The 18712-nt window shown below is 56.5% G+C and carries 15 protein-coding genes; 8 read left to right on the top strand and 7 right to left on the bottom strand.

The features are described 5' to 3' along the window. Window positions 1-15 precede the first annotated feature (15 nt). The 7 genes from panF to msrP all read right to left on the bottom strand — a co-directional run bounded on the left by panF (window position 16) and on the right by msrP (window position 5909). Window positions 16-1461, bottom strand: a complete 1446-nt coding sequence (gene panF, locus AC6I8D_RS17735; RefSeq protein ID WP_312057522.1) for a sodium/pantothenate symporter — start codon at window positions 1459-1461, stop codon at window positions 16-18. Beyond that, window positions 1451-1693 carry a YhdT family protein gene (locus AC6I8D_RS17730; protein ID WP_312057524.1) on the bottom strand — a complete coding sequence of 81 codons (243 nt, stop codon included), beginning with the start codon at window positions 1691-1693 and terminating at the stop codon, window positions 1451-1453. Before AC6I8D_RS17730 ends, panF begins: the two co-directional genes overlap by 11 nt. Before the next feature lie 72 nt (window positions 1694-1765). Next, window positions 1766-3115 carry an acetyl-CoA carboxylase biotin carboxylase subunit gene (accC, locus tag AC6I8D_RS17725; RefSeq protein ID WP_312057526.1) on the bottom strand — a complete coding sequence of 450 codons (1350 nt, stop codon included), beginning with the start codon at window positions 3113-3115 and terminating at the stop codon, window positions 1766-1768. Window positions 3116-3126: 11 nt separating this feature from the next. Then, window positions 3127-3588, bottom strand: coding sequence for an acetyl-CoA carboxylase biotin carboxyl carrier protein (gene accB, locus AC6I8D_RS17720; RefSeq protein WP_312057528.1), 462 nt, complete (start codon window positions 3586-3588; stop codon window positions 3127-3129). Between the two features lie 25 nt (window positions 3589-3613). Continuing rightward, window positions 3614-4066 (bottom strand): type II 3-dehydroquinate dehydratase, encoded by a 453-nt coding sequence (gene aroQ, locus AC6I8D_RS17715; protein ID WP_312057530.1) that lies wholly within the window; start codon window positions 4064-4066, stop codon window positions 3614-3616. A 232-nt stretch (window positions 4067-4298) separates the two neighbouring features. Beyond that, complete coding sequence (gene msrQ / locus AC6I8D_RS17710) at window positions 4299-4904, bottom strand: protein-methionine-sulfoxide reductase heme-binding subunit MsrQ (RefSeq protein ID WP_312053363.1); 606 nt, start codon at window positions 4902-4904, stop codon at window positions 4299-4301. After that, window positions 4905-5909, bottom strand: coding sequence for a protein-methionine-sulfoxide reductase catalytic subunit MsrP (gene msrP, locus AC6I8D_RS17705; protein WP_312760719.1), 1005 nt, complete (start codon window positions 5907-5909; stop codon window positions 4905-4907). Window positions 5910-6194: 285 nt separating this feature from the next. On the opposite strand from msrP, the gene csrD reads away from it, so the two are divergent. The 8 genes from csrD (at window position 6195) to tldD (ending at window position 18703) form a co-directional block, all read left to right on the top strand. Beyond that, window positions 6195-8144: an RNase E specificity factor CsrD gene (gene csrD / locus AC6I8D_RS17700; RefSeq protein WP_312053360.1), complete on the top strand. Its 1950-nt coding sequence runs from the start codon at window positions 6195-6197 to the stop codon at window positions 8142-8144. Window positions 8145-8453: 309 nt separating this feature from the next. Continuing rightward, window positions 8454-9497: a rod shape-determining protein MreB gene (gene mreB, locus AC6I8D_RS17695; RefSeq protein ID WP_003855260.1), complete on the top strand. Its 1044-nt coding sequence runs from the start codon at window positions 8454-8456 to the stop codon at window positions 9495-9497. Between the two features lie 148 nt (window positions 9498-9645). After that, window positions 9646-10668, top strand: a complete 1023-nt coding sequence (mreC, locus tag AC6I8D_RS17690; protein WP_312053358.1) for a rod shape-determining protein MreC — start codon at window positions 9646-9648, stop codon at window positions 10666-10668. Then, window positions 10665-11153: a rod shape-determining protein MreD gene (mreD, locus tag AC6I8D_RS17685; protein ID WP_312053356.1), complete on the top strand. Its 489-nt coding sequence runs from the start codon at window positions 10665-10667 to the stop codon at window positions 11151-11153. The genes mreC and mreD overlap by 4 nt, the downstream gene beginning before the upstream one ends. Window positions 11154-11161: 8 nt before the next feature. Beyond that, on the top strand, window positions 11162-11755 hold the full coding sequence (locus AC6I8D_RS17680; protein WP_497820542.1) for a Maf family protein: 594 nt from the start codon (window positions 11162-11164) through the stop codon (window positions 11753-11755). Then, window positions 11745-13214, top strand: a complete 1470-nt coding sequence (rng, locus tag AC6I8D_RS17675; protein WP_279810019.1) for a ribonuclease G — start codon at window positions 11745-11747, stop codon at window positions 13212-13214. The genes AC6I8D_RS17680 and rng overlap by 11 nt, the downstream gene beginning before the upstream one ends. A gap of 157 nt (window positions 13215-13371) precedes the next feature. Next, a complete protein-coding gene (yhdP, locus tag AC6I8D_RS17670) occupies window positions 13372-17193 on the top strand; it encodes an AsmA2 domain-containing protein YhdP (protein ID WP_497820541.1) in 3822 nt (1273 codons plus the stop codon). Window positions 17194-17257: 64 nt separating this feature from the next. After that, window positions 17258-18703 carry a metalloprotease TldD gene (gene tldD, locus AC6I8D_RS17665; protein ID WP_312053349.1) on the top strand — a complete coding sequence of 482 codons (1446 nt, stop codon included), beginning with the start codon at window positions 17258-17260 and terminating at the stop codon, window positions 18701-18703. Window positions 18704-18712 lie beyond the last annotated feature (9 nt).

Here is an 18712-nt window from a genome sequence, read left to right as displayed (position 1 = left end):
ACGTCTCTCTTACATTCAATGTTGCGGCGCGTCGGCAGTTTGCGGCGCGCGTCCAAACAGGTTGCCGACTAAAAATGCCAGCAGGCTTAAAAGCAGGGAAGGCACAATCGGGTGGAATCCCATGATTTGCAGGTTAAGGCTCGCCAGAAACGCGTAGCAACCGCCGCCGGTGACCATGCCGGTAATGGCTCCTGCTGCGTTGGCGCGTTCCCAGTAAAGTCCCAACACCAGCGGCCAAAGAAATACCGCTTCCAGACCGCCAAACGCCAGCAGGTTGAGCCAGATAATCATATCGGGCGGATTCCAGGCGGCAATCAGCAGCAGGATGCCGAGCGCAAAGGTAATGGCGCCAGATAACAGTCGCAGCCGCGGCTCATTTTCCATCTGCTGCGGTGCCACGCGCAGATAGAGATCTTTAATCAGCGTAGCGGATGCCTGCAACAGCTGGGCATTAATGGTCGACATAATCGCCGCCATCGGTGCCGCCAGAAACAGCCCGGCCGCCAGCGGCGGAAGGACGGTGATCATTAACGTCGGGATCACCCGATCCGGAACCGTCAGATCGGGCAGTATGGCCCGCCCCAGCGCACCCGCCAGATGCATACCCAGCATCAGGATCACCACCACGATGGTGCCCAGCATGATCGCCCGATGTACCGCCTTGCTGTCTTTATAGGAGATGCAGCGCACGGCGGTATGGGGCAGGCCGATCACGCCGAAGCAGACCAGCACGATAAACGAACTCAGAAAGGTCGGGGTAATGATCTCGCCCGGTCCCTGTGGCGTCAGTAATTGCGGATCGATAGCGTGCAGCTTCTGCACGGCAGTACCCAGTCCGCCAGCCTGATGGATCACGGCGAACAGCAGCAGGAACGTGCCGATCAGCATCACCACGCCCTGCATCGCGTCATTCAGCACGCTGGCACGGAAGCCGCCAAAGGCGGTATAAAGCGCAATGGTGCCGCCGAAAATCAGTAAGCCGGTGTCATACGGGATGCCCGCCGCGGTTTCCAGCAACCGTGCGCCGCCGATAAACTGCACCGTCATGGCCCCGATAAATGCTACCAGCAGGCTCAGGCTGGCCAGCCAGATCAGCAGCGGACTTTGATAACGCGCATAGAGCATGTCATTCAGCGTCACCGCATTGTGCTTACGCGCCAGAATAGCGAATTTCTTGCCCAGCACGCCGAGGGACAGCCAGACGGCAGGCACCTGCACCATTGCCAGCAAGACCCATCCCAGACCATATTTATAGGCGGCACCGGGCCCGCCAATAAACGAGCTGGCGCTGATATAGGTGGTGGTCAGGGTCATGGCCAGAACGAACCCGCCCATAGAGCGGCTGCCAAGAAAGTATTCGGTCAGAAAGTTGCCCTGACGCTGTTTACGGACCGCGAAGACTGACAGCGCGGCAATCAGCACCAGATAAATTAATAACGGAAGGATAATTTCAAAATTCATTTTTATCCTCCAGCGACATGTCGCGGAAAATCACGCGGACCATCAGCCAGCATAAAAAAATGAACAGCAGCGGAGCAAACACGCAGGAAAGTTCGAACCAGCGCGGCAAGCCGGTGATCCCCGTTTCACTCCCGCCCAGCCAGGCGGCAAGCCCCCAAACGGCCAGCCAGAGCAGGGTCAGATAGAGTGACCAGCGGGCCTCTTTATGCGCCTGTATAAAACGAGCATCCATGTTTCAACCTTAACGCTAGCGGCAAAAGAAAAAGGCCGGATTAACCGGCCTCAGACTAACTCAGCGTTGCGATTACTTCTCGTGCAAGCCGAGTTTTTTCTCCAGATAGTGGATATTGGTTCCACCATGCTGGAAGTTTTCGTCGGACATGATCTTCATCTGCAGTTCAATATTGGTCTTGATACCGTCGATGATCAGTTCCGCCAGCGCATTCTTCATGCGGGCAATCGCCACCTCACGGGTTTCGCCGTAGGTGATCAGCTTGCCGATCATGGAATCGTAGTAAGGCGGCACGCTGTAACCGGAGTAAATATGCGACTCCCAGCGCACGCCGAAACCGCCTGGCGCGTGGAAACGGGTGATTTTGCCCGGGCTCGGCAGGAAAGAAACCGGATCTTCAGCATTGATACGGCATTCAACCGCATGGCCGCGAATGATCACCTCTTCCTGTTTGATCGACAGCGGCTGACCGGCAGCAATACGCAGCTGCTCTTTGATCAGGTCAACGCCGGTAATCATCTCGGTCACCGGATGCTCTACCTGAATACGGGTGTTCATCTCAATGAAGTAGAACTCGCCGTTTTCATACAGGAACTCGAAAGTACCTGCACCGCGGTAGCCAATCTCAATACAGGCTTTGGCACAGCGATCGCCGATGAAGCTACGCAGTTCTGGCGTGATGCCTGGCGCTGGCGCTTCTTCCACGACTTTCTGGTGACGACGCTGCATTGAGCAGTCGCGTTCGCCCAGATAGATGGCGTTGCCCTGACCGTCGGCCAGTACCTGAATCTCGATATGACGAGGATTCTCCAGATACTTCTCCATATAAACCATGTCGTTGTTGAAAGCCGCTTTGGCTTCCGCTTTCGTCATGTTGATGGATTGTTCCAGATCTTTGTCGCTGCGCACTACGCGCATACCACGACCGCCGCCGCCGCCAGAGGCTTTGATGATCACCGGGTAACCAATGCGCTTCGCGAACGCACGGTTCTTTTCCATGTCATCGGTCAGCGATCCGTCAGAACCGGGGACGGTTGGTACACCGGCTTTCTTCATGGCGTTAATCGCGGACACTTTATCGCCCATCAGGCGAATGGTATCGGCTTTCGGGCCAATAAAGATAAAGCCTGAGCGCTCAACCTGCTCGGCAAAATCAGCATTCTCAGACAGGAAGCCGTAGCCGGGGTGAATCGCCACCGCGCCGGTGATTTCTGCTGCGGAGATCAGCGCCGGGATGTTGAGGTAACTTTTGACTGACTGCGCCGGGCCGATGCAGACGGTTTCGTCCGCCAGCAGCACGTGCTTCAGGTCACGGTCCGCGCTTGAGTGTACCGCCACAGTCTTGATGCCCAGTTCTTTACAGGCACGCAGAATGCGCAGCGCGATCTCACCGCGGTTAGCAATAACAATTTTATCCAGCATGGTCCGCCCCGTTATTCGATGACAACCAGTGGCTCGTCAAACTCGACCGGCTGACCGCTCTCGACCAGAATGGCTTTCACCACACCAGATTTGTCGGCTTCGATCTGGTTCATCATCTTCATAGCTTCGACGATGCACAGGGTATCGCCAGCGTTAACTTTCTGACCCACTTCGACGAAGGCTTTCGCGTCCGGGCTCGGGGTGCGATAGAACGTCCCGACCATTGGCGAACGCACGATGTGGCCGCTGATTTCAGCTGGCGCCGCTTCCGCGATGGTAGCAACAGGTGCTACGGCGGTCGCCAGGGCAGGCTGCTGTACTGGCGCAGCATAAGCCTGCTGCATCATCGGATAGCCAACATTTGCAGGTGCACGGCTGATACGAACGGACTCTTCGCCCTCGGAGATTTCCAGCTCGGAGATGCCAGATTCTTCAACCAGTTCGATCAGTTTTTTAATTTTACGAATATCCATGAGTGGGGTTCCGTACTCAGTGTGATTAATTAGTTTGAGACAGGCGTTTTACTGCCGTTTGTAAAGCCCATGTGTAGCCGTCAGCGCCAAGCCCACAGATGACGCCAGCTGATACATCAGAGAGATAGGAGTGATGGCGAAAGGGCTCGCGTGCATGCACATTTGAGAGATGAACCTCAATAAACGGAATCGACACCGCTAACAGGGCATCACGCAGCGCGACGCTGGTATGGGTAAACGCGGCAGGATTGATAATGATGTAATCCACATTGCCTTTGGCCTCATGAATGCGATCAATCAGCTGAAATTCAGCGTTGGATTGCAAGTGGCTTAACTCCACATTCAGTTGGTCTGCCTGACGAGCAAGATCGTCCACAATCTGCTGCAGCGTGGTGTGACCATACTTGTCAGGTTCACGGCTGCCCAACAGATTCAGGTTGGGACCGTTTAAAAGCAGAATATGTAATTTATGCGCCATCTTGCTGCCATCTCCCGCAATCATTGAGGCATCGCGTAAAATACCTTGCCAATCTCCATTTGTCACCTTTCACGATGAAAAACAAGACCCGCTTTGCAATAAAGCCGGGCATTATATCCGTTTCGTGTCATTTCGCAGCAAAATACTGGTCTTATCTGCGAAGATGATCGGATGTGACCCGAAGGCCACATCTTTTAGCAGATAGTCGGGGAGGAAAACAACCACAGAAGGACTAGCGGGGCCACCATTTAAGAAACTTTTTGTAACGCCACGCTAACAATAAGGCGGCCAGTCCGGCATAGATAAGTGGCTGGGGCGACACGGTTTTGACCGACCAGATGTAGTGAATCGGCACCAGGATCGCTACCAGATAGATGGCGTTATGCAGCGTTTGCCAGCGTTTGCCGAGCCTGCGCTGCGCCCGCTGAAATGAGGTCAGCGTCAGGGCCAGCAGTATCAGCCAGCTGATAATACCGAGTGTCAGATAGGGACGAGAAATTAACTCGCTGCCGAGCAGTCGCAGGTTATCGGCGCCCAATTCCAGCAGATAGTAGCTCAGCAGATGGAGAGAGGCCCAGACAAAGGTCCAGACGCCCAGCAGACGGCGGGTGCGGATCAACAGCGGCTGTTTGCCATAGCGCGCCAGAGGCGATACCAGCAGCGTGCCCAGCAGCAGTTTCAGCGCCATGCGCCCGGTAAAATGTTGAATATCCTTCGCCGGGTCTGCGCTTAATCCACCCTGCATGGCGGCAAGAATCAGATAAACCAGCGGCAACAAAGCCGCCAGATGCAGGATCACCTTGAGCCAGGTGATCTGTTTTAACGACAGGCGTACCACTCAGTAATTCTCCCGCAGGTCGAGTCCGCGATAGAGTGAAGCGACCTGATCGGCGTAGCCGTTAAACAGCAGGGTAGGTTGACGCTCAACTTTCAGGCTGCCACCGGGGCCAATAAAGCGCTCGGTGGCCTGCGACCAGCGCGGATGATTGACGTGCGGATTGACGTTGGCATAGAAGCCATATTCATCCGCCGCAATCTGGTTCCAGGTCGTCGGCGGCTGATTAGCGGTCAGGGTGATTTTGACGATCGATTTAATCCCTTTAAAACCATACTTCCACGGCACCGTCAGGCGAATCGGCGCGCCGTTCTGCGGCGGAAGCGCCTTGCCATAGACGCCGGTGCTCAGCAGCGTCAGAGGGTGCATCGCTTCATCCAGTCGTAGCCCTTCAACATAGGGATAATTCAGCCCGCCGCCGATAAAACGATCTTTCTGGCCCGGCATTTGTTCAGGGTCATACAGCGTCTGAAAGGCGACGAAACGCGCTTTGCTGGTGGGTTCAGCCAGAGAAATCAGCTTATTCAGCTCAAAACCGACCCACGGCACCACCATCGACCAGGCTTCGACACAGCGCATGCGGTAGATACGCTGCTCCATGGCAAAGCGTTTGAAGATATCATCCATGTCCAGAGTGATCGGTTTCGCCACTTCGCCATCAATCGTCAGTTTCCAGGCATCGGTTTTCAGCGTGCCGGCATTGGCTGCAGGATCGGCCTTATCCAGGCCAAACTCATAAAAGTTGTTATAGCCAGAAACCTTCCCGGCCGGCGTTAAGGTCAGGTCGGCCTGATATTGTGGCGGCTTGCTAAAGTCCAGCGCCCGACCAGCAGGGGCGGGCGGGCGATCGTTGCCCTTAAACCAGCTGAGAATGTCCGCATTGGCCACGCCGGGCAGACCGATCGCCGCTGCGCTCAGTCCCAGCGTTTTCAGCACCTGGCGGCGCTTCATATTAAAGATGCTTTCCGGCGTTACGTCGGCTTCCGTCAGATAATCATTGCGCTTCATGGTGCACTCTCCAGCCGTGGTCTTATTGACCAGCATGATGACTATTACCGATCGCCGCCAGTTTCGCCGTTAAAATGTGAAATTTCCTGGTTGCCAGCGTCGATGAGAATGCGCCGAAAAGCGCCGGGATCAACATCAGCTTCGCTTTCCCGACGATATACTTCCGCTTCAGTCGTCACGATACTGTCGCTAAAGGCAAATTATGCTATTTTGCTCGCGTTTTCGTCAGGCTGACGGTACAAGGTTGGGTGATCCGGTTATCACCGCAGTAACACAGGCACAGGGATGCGATTAACCACAAAACTATCTGCGTTTATTACCTTTCTTAGCATACTGGCAATGATATTAATGCTGGTGGGCTGTGCTTTTAGCGTTTTCTGGTTCAGCCAACAGCGGGGAGAACAGCGCGCGCAGGTGCTGGCAACCGAGGTCGATCAGGCGCTGCTTGTCCAGTCGCCCGACCAGTTGCACGGCTGGATTACCCGATTAATGCCGATCATTAATGCCGAGCAGATTCAACTTTACAGCGGCGACCACATCTTTTTCTCTCTTTCCCGTCACGAAAACCTGATGCTCGACCACCAGCCCAATCGCTTCATCCAGTTTGAGGTGCCGTTAATCCATCAGCCGGGTGTAAATGTACGGGTTGTCACCCTCGATCCCGCCCGGACCTGGCTGCGCTCAATTATTGGCACCTATGCAATGGGCACGGTGTCGACGGTAGTGCTGATAATGAGCCTGCTGCTGTTTATTTTGCATCGCTGGCTACGCCGCCAGTGGCGCGGCATGGAGCACCTGGAAATACGCGCAGAAGCGATTATTGACGGTGAGCGTGGGGTGGGGCCAAAACGCAATCTGGATGAATGGCCGCCCAGGGCGAGCCGCGCGCTGGATGTACTGCTCACCGATTTACAGGAAGCCGGGGAGCAGCGTCTGCGTATCGATACGCTGATCCGCACCTTTGCTGCTCAGGATGGCCGTACCGGTCTGAATAATCGCCTGTTCTTTGATAGTCAGCTCGCCACGCTGCTGGAGGATCAGGAGGATGTCGGCACCCATGGCGTGGTGATGATGGTGCGGCTGCCGGATCTGGAGACGCTGAGCGAAACGCTGGAGCCAGGGCTGGTCGATGAGTATCTGTTTAATATCGTCAACATGCTCTCCACCTTTGTGCTGCGTTATCCTGGCGCACTACTGGCGCGCTATTTCCGCAGTGATTTTGCCGTGTTACTGCCGCACCGCAGCCTGAAAGAGGCCAACAGCATCGCCGATCAGCTGATCAATGCCGTCGATTCTCTACCGCCGATGCGGATGGTGAATCGCGATGACCTGATCCATATCGGTATCAGCGCCTGGCACAGCGGGCAGACGGTGCCGCAGGTGATGGACAATGTCGAAATGGCTACCCGACGCGCGGCGCTGTTAGGAGGCAACAACTGGACCAACGGGGCCGGTAATCCTCAGGATGCCGGGCGCGGAAGCGTGCGCTGGCGTACTCTGCTGGAAAACACCCTCAGCCGCGGCGGTCCGCGCCTGTATCAGAAACCGGCGGTCAATATTGAAGGCAAGGTGCAGCACCGCGTGATGCTGACCCGTATCTTTGATGGTGATAAAGAGGTGCTGGCGGCTGAATATATGCCGCTGGTGCAGCAGCTCGGCATGGCCGATAGCTGGGATCGCCAGATGGTCACCCGCATTGCCGCCTTATCTGAACTCTGGCCGGAAGAGACGCTGGTGATACCGGTCACTATTAACTCGCTGCTGCACCGATCTTTCGTGCTCTGGTTGCAGAATATGTTGCTGCAATGCCCCAAAGGGCAAAGAAAGCGATTTTTATTTGAACTTGCCGAGGCAGATGTCTGTCAACACATCAGCCGTTTAACGCCGGTGTTCCGCGCCCTTAAGGCATTTGGCTGTCGTGTCGCGGTTAATCAGGCTGGTTTAACCGTGGTCAGCAGCGCCTACATTCGCCAGCTTCCGGTTGAACTGATCAAACTTGATGCCGGTCTGGTGCGCAATATTGAGCGCCGCACCGAAAATCAGCTGTTTGTGCAGAGCCTGCTGGAAGTGTGCAAATCGACCCATACCCAGGTGTTTGCTGCCGGCGTTCGCACTAAAGCGGAGTGGCAGGCGCTGGTGGCGTTAGGCGTGGCGGGCGGACAGGGCGACTTCTTTGCCCCTTCGCAGCCGGTAAACAGTAATGTGAAAAAGTACTCACAACGTTACCGGATTTAGCGGATTGCCAGCTTTTGACGCTGACGCAGGCTTTTTTTAGCCTTGAGTCCGGGTCGGGGCGCAAAACTGCTGGCCGGAAATGTTAGATTTTATGTCGGAAACATCGGCCTCTACGGCGATAAAAAGCGGCACCGATGGCGTCTTATCGCCCTTCCGCTGTCAATGATGGCCGGTTCCGATGACTTAAACGCAATTTGGCGTCTTTTTTCACCGAAGCAGAACGTTTTTGCGCCTTGTGGCAGCTTCGTGTGGTTGGTAAAGTAAGCGGATTTTATTTTCCGCCCCCAGCTTGCAGGATTATCCCTTAGTATGTTTAAAAAATTTCGTGGCATGTTTTCCAATGACTTGTCCATTGACCTGGGTACCGCGAATACCCTGATTTATGTGAAAGGACAAGGCATCGTGCTGAACGAGCCTTCCGTGGTAGCTATTCGCCAGGATCGTGCCGGTTCACCGAAAAGTGTCGCGGCCGTGGGTCATGACGCAAAACAGATGCTTGGCCGAACGCCAGGCAATATCGCAGCGATTCGCCCGATGAAAGATGGCGTAATTGCTGACTTTTTCGTCACCGAAAAGATGCTGCAGCACTTCATCAAACAGGTTCACAGCAACAGTTTCATGCGTCCCAGCCCGCGCGTGCTGGTCTGCGTACCCGTTGGGGCAACGCAGGTAGAACGTCGCGCCATCCGTGAGTCCGCTCAGGGTGCTGGCGCACGTGAAGTCTTCCTGATTGAAGAGCCGATGGCGGCAGCGATCGGCGCTGGCCTGCCGGTATCAGAAGCGACCGGTTCAATGGTAGTCGATATCGGTGGCGGTACCACAGAAGTGGCGGTGATCTCGCTGAACGGCGTGGTTTACTCCTCGTCGGTCCGTATTGGTGGCGACCGTTTCGATGAAGCTATTATTAATTATGTGCGTCGTAACTACGGTTCACTGATTGGTGAAGCGACCGCAGAACGTATCAAGCATGAGATCGGCTCAGCCTATCCAGGCGATGAAGTTCGCGAAATTGAAGTCCGTGGCCGTAACCTGGCTGAAGGTGTACCGCGCGGCTTTACGCTGAACTCCAATGAAATTCTTGAAGCGCTGCAGGAGCCGTTAACCGGCATCGTTAGCGCGGTGATGGTCGCCCTGGAACAGTGTCCGCCAGAGCTGGCGTCGGATATCTCCGAACGCGGCATGGTGCTGACCGGCGGCGGTGCGCTGCTGCGTAATCTGGATCGTCTGCTGATGGAAGAGACTGGCATTCCGGTGGTTGTCGCTGAAGATCCGCTGACCTGTGTGGCGCGCGGTGGCGGCAAGGCGTTGGAAATGATCGACATGCATGGCGGCGATTTGTTCAGCGAAGAATAATTGCCTCAACCGGCTGGGAACGTCATGACGATGCGCAGGAAGTCGCGTGTCAACCGGCGCGCTATGCGCCGGTGCAATGCGTCCAGCTCAGGGAAGCACGGTTTTATACCGGGCTTCCTTACCTGTCGTCGAGGATCACGCAGATTATATGAAGCCGATTTTTAGCAGGGGACCATCCCTGCAGTTGCGTCTTTTCCTGGCCGTCATCGTGGCGATTGCCATTATCATTGCTGACAGCCGTGTGGGTTCTTTTACCCAAATACGCAACTATCTGGATACGTCGGTCAGTCCGTTTTACTTCCTGGCCAATGGGCCGCGCCAGATTCTGGATGGTGTGTCAGAGTCGCTGGCGTCACGTCAGCAGCTTGAGCAGGAAAACAAAGCCTTACGTCGCGAGCTCTTCCTGAAAAACAGTAACCTGCTAATGCTGGGGCAATACAAGCAGGAAAACGCACGCCTGCGTGAACTGCTGGGTTCACCGCTGCGTCAGGACGAGCAAAAGATGGTAACGCAGGTCATCTCAACCGGCACTGACCCTTATACCGACCAGGTGGTGATCGACAAAGGCAGCGTTAACGGTGTCTATGAAGGTCAACCGGTCATCAGTGATAAAGGGGTGGTCGGACAGGTGATTGCGGTCAGTCAGCTGACCAGCCGCGTATTGCTGATTTGCGATGCCTCGCATGCGCTGCCGATCCAGGTATTGCGTAATGACATTCGCGTCATTGCCGCCGGTAACGGCTGTACCGAAGATCTCCAGCTTGAGCATCTGCCGGGTAACACCGATATCCGGGTCGGTGACGTGCTGGTGACTTCCGGTATTGGCGGCCGCTTCCCGGAAGGTTATCCGGTGGGGGTGGTTTCCTCGGTTAAGGTCGATACCCAACGCGCTTATACCGTGATTCAGGCCCATCCGACCGCAGGCCTGCAGCGTCTGCGCTATCTGCTGCTGCTGTGGGGAGCCGACCGCAATGGTGATATGCCGCTGCCGCAGGATGAAGTGCATCGCGTCGCCAACGAACGGCTGATGCAAATGATGCCGCAGGTTCTGCCGCCAGCCGGAGAAATGGGACCGCCTGCGCCAGCTGCGCAGATGGGCCCGCCAGCACCGGCAAACGGCAGCAATGCCGGACAGGGTAATTCTTCGCGTTCACGCGGAGGTCAGCCTTGAGTCGATATCGTAGCCAGGGACGTTGGGTCATCTGGCTCTCTTTCCTGGTTGCGCTGGTCCTGCAAATCATGCCGTGGCCGGATCAGATCTATATGTTCCGGCCCTCATGGTTGTTATTGATCCTTATCTATTGGGTGCTCGCCCTGCCGCATCGGGTTAACGTCGGCAGCGGCTTCCTGCTGGGCGCCATCATGGATCTGATCGCCGGTTCCACCCTCGGCGTGCGGGCGCTGGCGCTCAGCATTATCGCCTATCTGATCGCCTTTAAGTTCCAGTTATTCCGCAACTTAGCGTTGTGGCAGCAAGCGTTAATGGTTATGGTGCTGTCTCTGGCTATGGATGTGATTGTCTTCTGGGCGGAATTCCTGGTTATCAACGTTTCATTCCGACCTGAAATTTTCTGGAGCAGTGTCGTCGACGGTATTCTCTGGCCATGGCTATTCTTACTCATGAGAAAGATTCGTCGTCAGTTTGCTGTTCAATAAGGAAATTTATGGTAACCCTTTATCTTGCTTCCGGTTCACCGCGTCGGCGTGAGCTGTTAACGCAGCTTGGCCTGACCTTCGAGCGCATCGTGACTGACGTTGAAGAACAGCGTCAGCCAAATGAAGTGGCAGAAAACTATGTTCGCCGCCTGGCCAATGACAAAGCGCAGGCGGGTGTCCGGCTGGCCGCGCAGGATCTGCCGGTGCTGGGGGCTGATACGATCGTGGTGCTGAACGGTGAAGTACTGGAAAAACCGCAGGATGCGGCGCATGCGGCCGAAATGCTGCATAAGCTCTCCGGACAGACGCATCAGGTGATGACCGCAGTGGCGCTGGCCGATCGTCACCAGGCGCTGGATTGTGTGGTGACCACCGATGTGACATTTCGCACCTTAACCGCCTCCGATATCACCGATTATATTGCCACCGGTGAGCCAATGGATAAAGCCGGTGCATACGGCATTCAGGGCAGGGGCGGCAACTTTGTCCGCAAAATTAATGGGAGCTACCACGCGGTGGTTGGACTGCCTTTGGTTGAGATCGAAGAGTTGCTCAGTCACTTTCAGTCACTGCGTGCCGTAAGGGGTCAACATGACGGCTGAATTACTGGTTAACGTCACGCCTTCTGAAACGCGTGTTGCCTATATTGATGGTGGCATACTGCAGGAAATTCACATTGAGCGCGAAGCCCGACGCGGTATCGTCGGCAATATTTATAAAGGCCGGGTGAGCCGGGTGTTGCCGGGCATGCAGGCCGCGTTCGTCGATATCGGTCTGGATAAGGCCGCTTTTTTGCACGCCTCAGACATCATGCCGCACACCGAATGTGTGGCAGGTGATGAAAAGAAAAACTTTGTCGTGCGTGATATCGCCGAGCTGGTGCGTCAGGGGCAGGACCTGGTGGTGCAGGTGGTGAAAGATCCGCTGGGCACCAAAGGCGCACGCCTGACTACCGATATCACGCTGCCGTCGCGCTACCTGGTGTTTATGCCGGGCGCGTCGCACGTCGGCGTTTCTCAGCGTATCGACAGTGAAAAAGAGCGCGAACGTCTTAAGGCGGTGGTCGCCGACTATTGCGATCACCTGGGCGGCTTTATCATCCGCACCGCCGCAGAAGGCATCGGCGAAGAGGAGCTGGCGCAGGACGCGGCGTTTCTCAAGCGTCTGTGGACCAAAGTCAGCGAGCGTAAAAAGCGCAACCAGACTCGCTGTCTGCTCTACGGTGAGCTGGCATTAGCCCAGCGTATTTTGCGTGATTTCGCCGGCGCAGCGCTGGACCGCATCCGGGTCGATTCGCGTCTGACCTGCGATATGCTGGTGGAGTTCACCAGTGAATATATCCCGGAAATGGCCGGTAAGCTGGAGCTCTACAATGGCAAACAGCCGATATTTGATCTGTTTGATGTAGAAAATGAGATTCAGCGCTCGCTGGATCGCAAAGTTGAACTAAAGTCTGGCGGATACCTGATCATCGATCAAACCGAAGCGATGACCACCATCGACATCAACACCGGTGCCTTTGTCGGCCATCGTAACCTTGATGAGACCATTTTTAATACCAATGTTGAAGCCACTCAGGCGATAGCGCGTCAACTGCGGCTGCGTAATCTTGGCGGCATCATCATTATCGACTTCATCGACATGAGCAACGAAGAGCATCGCCGTCGGGTGCTGCACTCGCTGGAGACCGCCCTCAGTAAGGATCGGGTGAAGACCGGCATCAGTGGCTTCTCGGCGCTCGGCCTGGTGGAGATGACGCGCAAACGAACGCGTGAAAGTATTGAGCACGTGCTGTGTGAAGATTGTCCGGTGTGTAAAGGACGCGGCACGCTGAAGACGGTTGAAACGGTCTGTTATGAAATCATGCGTGAGATTGTGCGGGTACATCATGCCTATGATGCTGACCGCTTCCTGGTCTACGTCTCGCCGACCGTCGGCGAAGCACTGAAAACCGATGAGTCCCATGCGCTGGCAGAGGTCGAAATATTTGTCGGTAAACAGGTCAAAGTCCACGTCGAAGCGCTCTATACCCAGGAGCAGTTTGACGTGGTGATGATGTAAAATCAGACCCGTCAGCCCGACCGGCTTTGCTCAAATCGTCGGGCTAAAAAATCGCCCTTGTCTGCGATAACATCCGCCTTGCCGGCGCTGTTGTCTGAAGACGGCCGGGTATCAGAACTAACTATCCGTCGTTTACGGAAGGCAAGGAGAGGTGTGAGTGAGGCAGTTGCCGAGGATCTTGTTACTGCTGGTCGCCGCGATCATCGTGATTGTCGCGCTGCTGGTCAGCGGGCTGCGTCTGGTGATGCCGCATCTCGACAGCTATCGCAATAACCTTCTGCAATTCGTCTCGGATCGCACCGGCGTGCCGGTTCACGCCAGCCAGCTGCAGGGCAAGTGGGAGAATTTTGGTCCCACCCTGCAGGTCCGGGATCTCAGCGTCGATCTGCAGGAAAACGGCAAGCTGACCATCGCCCGCATCAATCTGGCGCTCGACGTCTGGCAATCCCTGCTGCACTGGCGCTGGCAATTCCGCGACCTCACTTTCTGGCAGCTGCACCTCGACAGCAACCGCCCGCTGCTGGACAGCGACAAAGAGAAGAACAGCTTCCGTCCGGCGCAGATTAATGAACTGTTCCTGCGCCAGTTTGACCACTTCGATCTGCGTGACAGCACCATTCGTTTTCGTACGCCTTCCGGGCAGCATGCCGAGCTGGCTATTCCGCGACTCACCTGGCTGAATGAGAAAACCCGCCATCGGGCAGAGGGTGAAGTCAGCCTGTCGAGCTTTACCGGCCAGCACGGCGTGGTTCAGGTGCGGCTCGATCTGAATGACAGCAACGGGCTGCTGAATGATGGCCGCATCTGGATGCAGGCCGATGACGTGGATGTGCGCCCGTGGCTGGGGCGCTGGATGCGGGATAATACCCGGCTCGAGAGCGCCCGTTTTAGCCTGGCGGCCTGGGTCAACCTGCGCGACGGCGATATTTACGCCGGTGATCTGCTGCTGCGTCGCGGCGGTGCCAGCTGGCAGGGCGAAACCGGCCAGCATACGTTGCAGATGGACGGCCTGACGGCGCACCTGTCGCGCTTCCAGAACGGCTGGCTGGTGAATGTGCCACAAAACCGCCTCAGCACCGACGGCAATCCCTGGCCGGCTGGCCACTTCTCGCTGCTGTGGCGACCGGAAGATAAACAGATGCTGGGCGCCAATGGTCAGCCGGAAGTGCGGGTCCGCGCGACCCAGCTGGCGCTGGATCATATTGCTCCAGTCGTGCCGCTGTTTGCGCCGCTCTCGCCGGCGCTGTTTGAAAACTGGCGTACGCTGCGGCCTCAGGGCACCATTGATGGCCTGGCGCTGGACATTCCGTTACAGCAGCCTGAACAGACTCGTCTGCAGGTGAAATGGCGCGACTTCAGCTGGCAACAGTGGAAGCTTCTGCCCGGCATCAGCCATTTAAGCGGCGAAGCGCGAGGCAGCATGAATCACGGCCAGGTCAGCGTTGATATGGGCGCGGCGACCGTGCCTTATGGCGATGTTTTCCAGGCTCCGCTTGAGATTAAGCAGGTTACCGGTGCCGTAAGCTGGCAGCGCGATGAACATGGCCTGACGTTGAGTGGGGAAAACCTCGATTTGCAGGCGCGCTCGCTGTGGGCGCGGGGCGACTTTAGCTACCAGCAAAATAGCGGAGGCGAGCCGCGGCTGGATATCCTTGCCGGTATCCGGATAACCGATGCGGGCGATGCCTGGCGCTATTTCCCGGTGCCATTGATGGGCAACGGACTGACGCATTATCTGAGCGGGGCGGTGAAGGGCGGAAAAGTAGATAACGCCACGCTGCTGTTTGCCGGTAATCCGGCGCTGTTCCCATTCAAGCACAACGACGGTATGTTCCAGGTCTGGGTACCGCTGCGCCAGGCGACCTATGCCTTCCAGCCCAAATGGCCAGCGCTCAGCGATCTGGATATCGATCTTAACTTCCTGAACGACGGCTTGTGGATGAACGCCCCAAACGCGCGCCTTGGCGAGGTTGAGGCACGTAACGTCAGTGCGGTTATCCCGGACTACCTCAAAGAGAAGCTGATTATTGATGGCGACGTCAGCGGAGGCGGGAAACAAATCGCCGACTACTTCCAGCAGACCCCGTTGAAAGCGTCACTCGGCGCCGCGCTGGAGCAGCTGGAAATTAAAGGCACCACCCGTGGCCACCTGAATCTCGATATCCCGCTGGATGGCCAGCAGGTCCACGCCAGCGGTAACGTGGTCATGAACAATAATTCGCTGTTTATCAAGCCGCTAAAAACCACGCTCACCAATCTCACCGGTCGTTTTCGTTACAACAACGGCAATCTGGAAAGTGAAGAGATGCAGGCGTTGTGGTTCGGACAGCCGCTGGGTGTCAGTTTCAGCACCAAAGAGAACCCGGATGATTTTGGCGTTAAGGTGAAACTGCTGGGTGACTGGCAACCGGCTAAAATCAGCCAGCTTCCTGCCGCCGTTAGCCGCCAGCTCGCCGGGCATCTGCCGTGGCAGGGCGACGTGGATATCACGCTGCCGCATCGGGGCGGGGCGCGGTATCAGGTAGAGCTAAAAGGCGATGCCAAAGAAGTGAGCAGTCGCTTACCTTCACCACTGGATAAAAAGGCCGGTGAAGCGATGCCGGTGAATATCAAAGCCAGTGGCGACCTTCAGCATTTCGATCTCAGTGGCAGCGTGGCTGCGCGCCATCGATTTAACAGCCGCTGGCTGCTCGAGCCGACCTTACGCGTCGATCGCGGCATCTGGCTGAATGACGCAGCGAAAACCCCAGCGCTTCCCGATCATGCCGGCATGGTGCTGAATCTGCCGCCGCTGGATGGCGAAGCCTGGGTGGCGATGATGGCTGGCGCAAATGGTGCTGCCGGCGGCAGCGGCGGAGAGCGTCAGCTGGGCGGCGTGACGCTGCCGGGCAACCTCACACTGCGCAGTCCGGCGGTCACGCTGGCGGGGCAGCAGTGGCATGCGGTAGACGCGACGCTGGCAGAAACGGCCGGTGGCAACGCGCAGGTCAGCATTAACGCTGAGGAAATACGCGGTAAGCTGGAAATAGCCGCGAAGGCGCCGTGGCAGATCGGGCTGGATTACCTCTATTACAATCCACAGTGGGATCATGACGCGCAGCAGGGCGGCAACGCCAGCGCTCAGCCAGCCAGCCAGATTAACTTCAGCGGCTGGCCAGCCTTGCAGTTGCGCTGTGCGGAGTGCTGGGTGCTGGGCCAGAAATATGGCCGGGTCGCGGCGACGCTGCAACCGAAAGGCGATACGTTAGCACTGACTAACGGCACGGTAGACACCGGCAGCTCGCAGCTGAAAATTAAGGGTGAATGGGTTAACCGTCACGATGACCCGCGCACCTCACTGAAAGGCACGCTGAAAGGGCCGAATATCAATAACGCCACCAACTGGTTTGGCGTGAATACCCCGCTGCGCGATGCGCCGTTCAATATCGATTACGATTTGCACTGGCGTGCGGCACCGTGGCAGCCGTCAGCCGAAACCCTGAGCGGCACCCTGAAAACCCACTTTGGCAAAGGCCAGATTGCCGATGTGAACACCGGGACCGCTGGACAAATTCTGCGTCTGTTCAGCTTTGATGCACTGCTGCGCAAGCTGCGCTTCGATTTTAGTGACACCTTTAATGATGGCTTCTATTTTGATTCGATTAACGGTACCGCCTGGATCGAAAATGGCGTAATGCGCACCGATAACCTGCAGGTCGATGGACTGGAAGCGGACATCGCGATGCAGGGCAATATGGACCTGGTTAAACGTCGAATCGATATGGAAGCGGTCATCACCCCGGAAATTTCTGCCTCGGTCGGCGTCGCGGCGGCGTTCGTGGTCAATCCGGTGATTGGCGCGGCAGTGTTCGCCGCCAGTAAAGTATTGGGACCGGTGTGGAACCGGATTTCGCTGCTGCGTTATCACATCAGCGGCCCGCTGGATAAACCGGAAATCAATGAAGTGCTGCGTAAACCGCGTGAAACTGACAACAAGTGAATTTGACGCGGTACCGGAATTACCGCAGGCTATGATTATCCGAGCACATAATGAGTGAGAAACGATGACTCTGAACCTGGTAAGTGAGCAGTTACTGACTGCTAACGGCATTAATCAGCAGGACCTTTTTTCCCTGTTAGGGCAGCTTTCAGAACGTCGTCTGGATTATGCCGATCTCTATTTTCAGTCCAGTTTCCACGAATCCTGGGTGCTGGAAGACAAAATTATTAAAGATGGCTCTTACCATATTGACCAGGGCGTCGGCGTGCGCGCCGTCAGCGGTGAGAAAACCGGCTTCGCCTATGCCGATCAGATCACCCTGAATGCGCTGCGCCTCTCATCGGAAGCGGCGCGCAGCATCGTACGTGAACAGGGCAACGGTAAGGCGCATACCCTTTCCGCAGTGATGAACCGCTCGCTCTATTCCCCGGTTGATCCGCTTAGCAGCCTGACGCGTGAAGATAAAATTGCCCTGCTGCACCGTGTCGATCAGGTGGCTCGTGCTGCCGACCCGCGCGTGCAGGAGGTCAACGCCAGCCTGAGCGGTGTATACGAGCAGGTGCTGGTCGCCGCGACGGACGGCACGCTGGCGGCCGATGTGCGTCCGCTGGTGCGTCTCTCAATCAGTGTGCAGGTTGAAGATCAGGGTAAACGTGAACGCGGCTCAAGCGGCGGCGGTGCGCGTACCGGTTATGAATTTTTCCTCGCCGATGAAAACGGCGATGTGCGCGCTGATGCCTGGGCGCGTGAAGCGGTGCGGATGGCGCTGGTTAACCTCTCTGCCGTGGCGGCACCTGCCGGTACGCTGCCGGTGGTGCTGGGCGCAGGCTGGCCGGGCGTATTGCTGCATGAAGCCGTCGGACACGGACTGGAAGGCGACTTCAACCGTCGTGGCACCTCGGTATTCAGCGGCAAGATGGGTCAGCTGGTGGCATCAGAACTCTGCACCGTGGTCGATGACGGCACCCTTGAAGGGCTGCGCGGTTCACTGGCGGTCGATGATGAAGGCGTGCCGGGTCAGTACAATATGCTGATTGAGAACGGCGTACTTAAAGGCTATATGCAGGATAAACTCAATGCGCGCCTGATGGGCGTCAGTCCTACCGGTAACGGTCGTCGTGAATCTTATGCCCACCTGCCGATGCCGCGCATGACCAACACCTACATGCTGGCCGGTAAGTCGACGCCGCAGGAGATCATTGAAAGCGTGGAATATGGCCTGTATGCGCCCAACTTTGGTGGCGGCCAGGTGGACATCACTTCAGGCAAATTTGTCTTCTCAACCTCAGAAGCCTATCTGATTGAGAACGGCAAAATCACCAAACCGGTGAAAGGGGCGACGCTGATTGGTTCCGGCATTGAAGCGATGCAGCAGATCTCAATGGTAGGGAATGATCTGGCGCTGGATAAAGGCGTTGGCGTTTGCGGCAAGGAAGGCCAGAGCGTGCCGGTTGGCGTCGGTCAGCCTACTCTGAAGCTGGATAAACTGACGATTGGCGGCACCGCCTGATAGTCTGTT

The organism is Pantoea sp. X-Soil-MYKO-1785, assembly GCF_059730675.1.
Note: the sequence above shows the minus strand (reverse complement) of the source record. Positions and strands in the feature narration are given on the sequence as shown.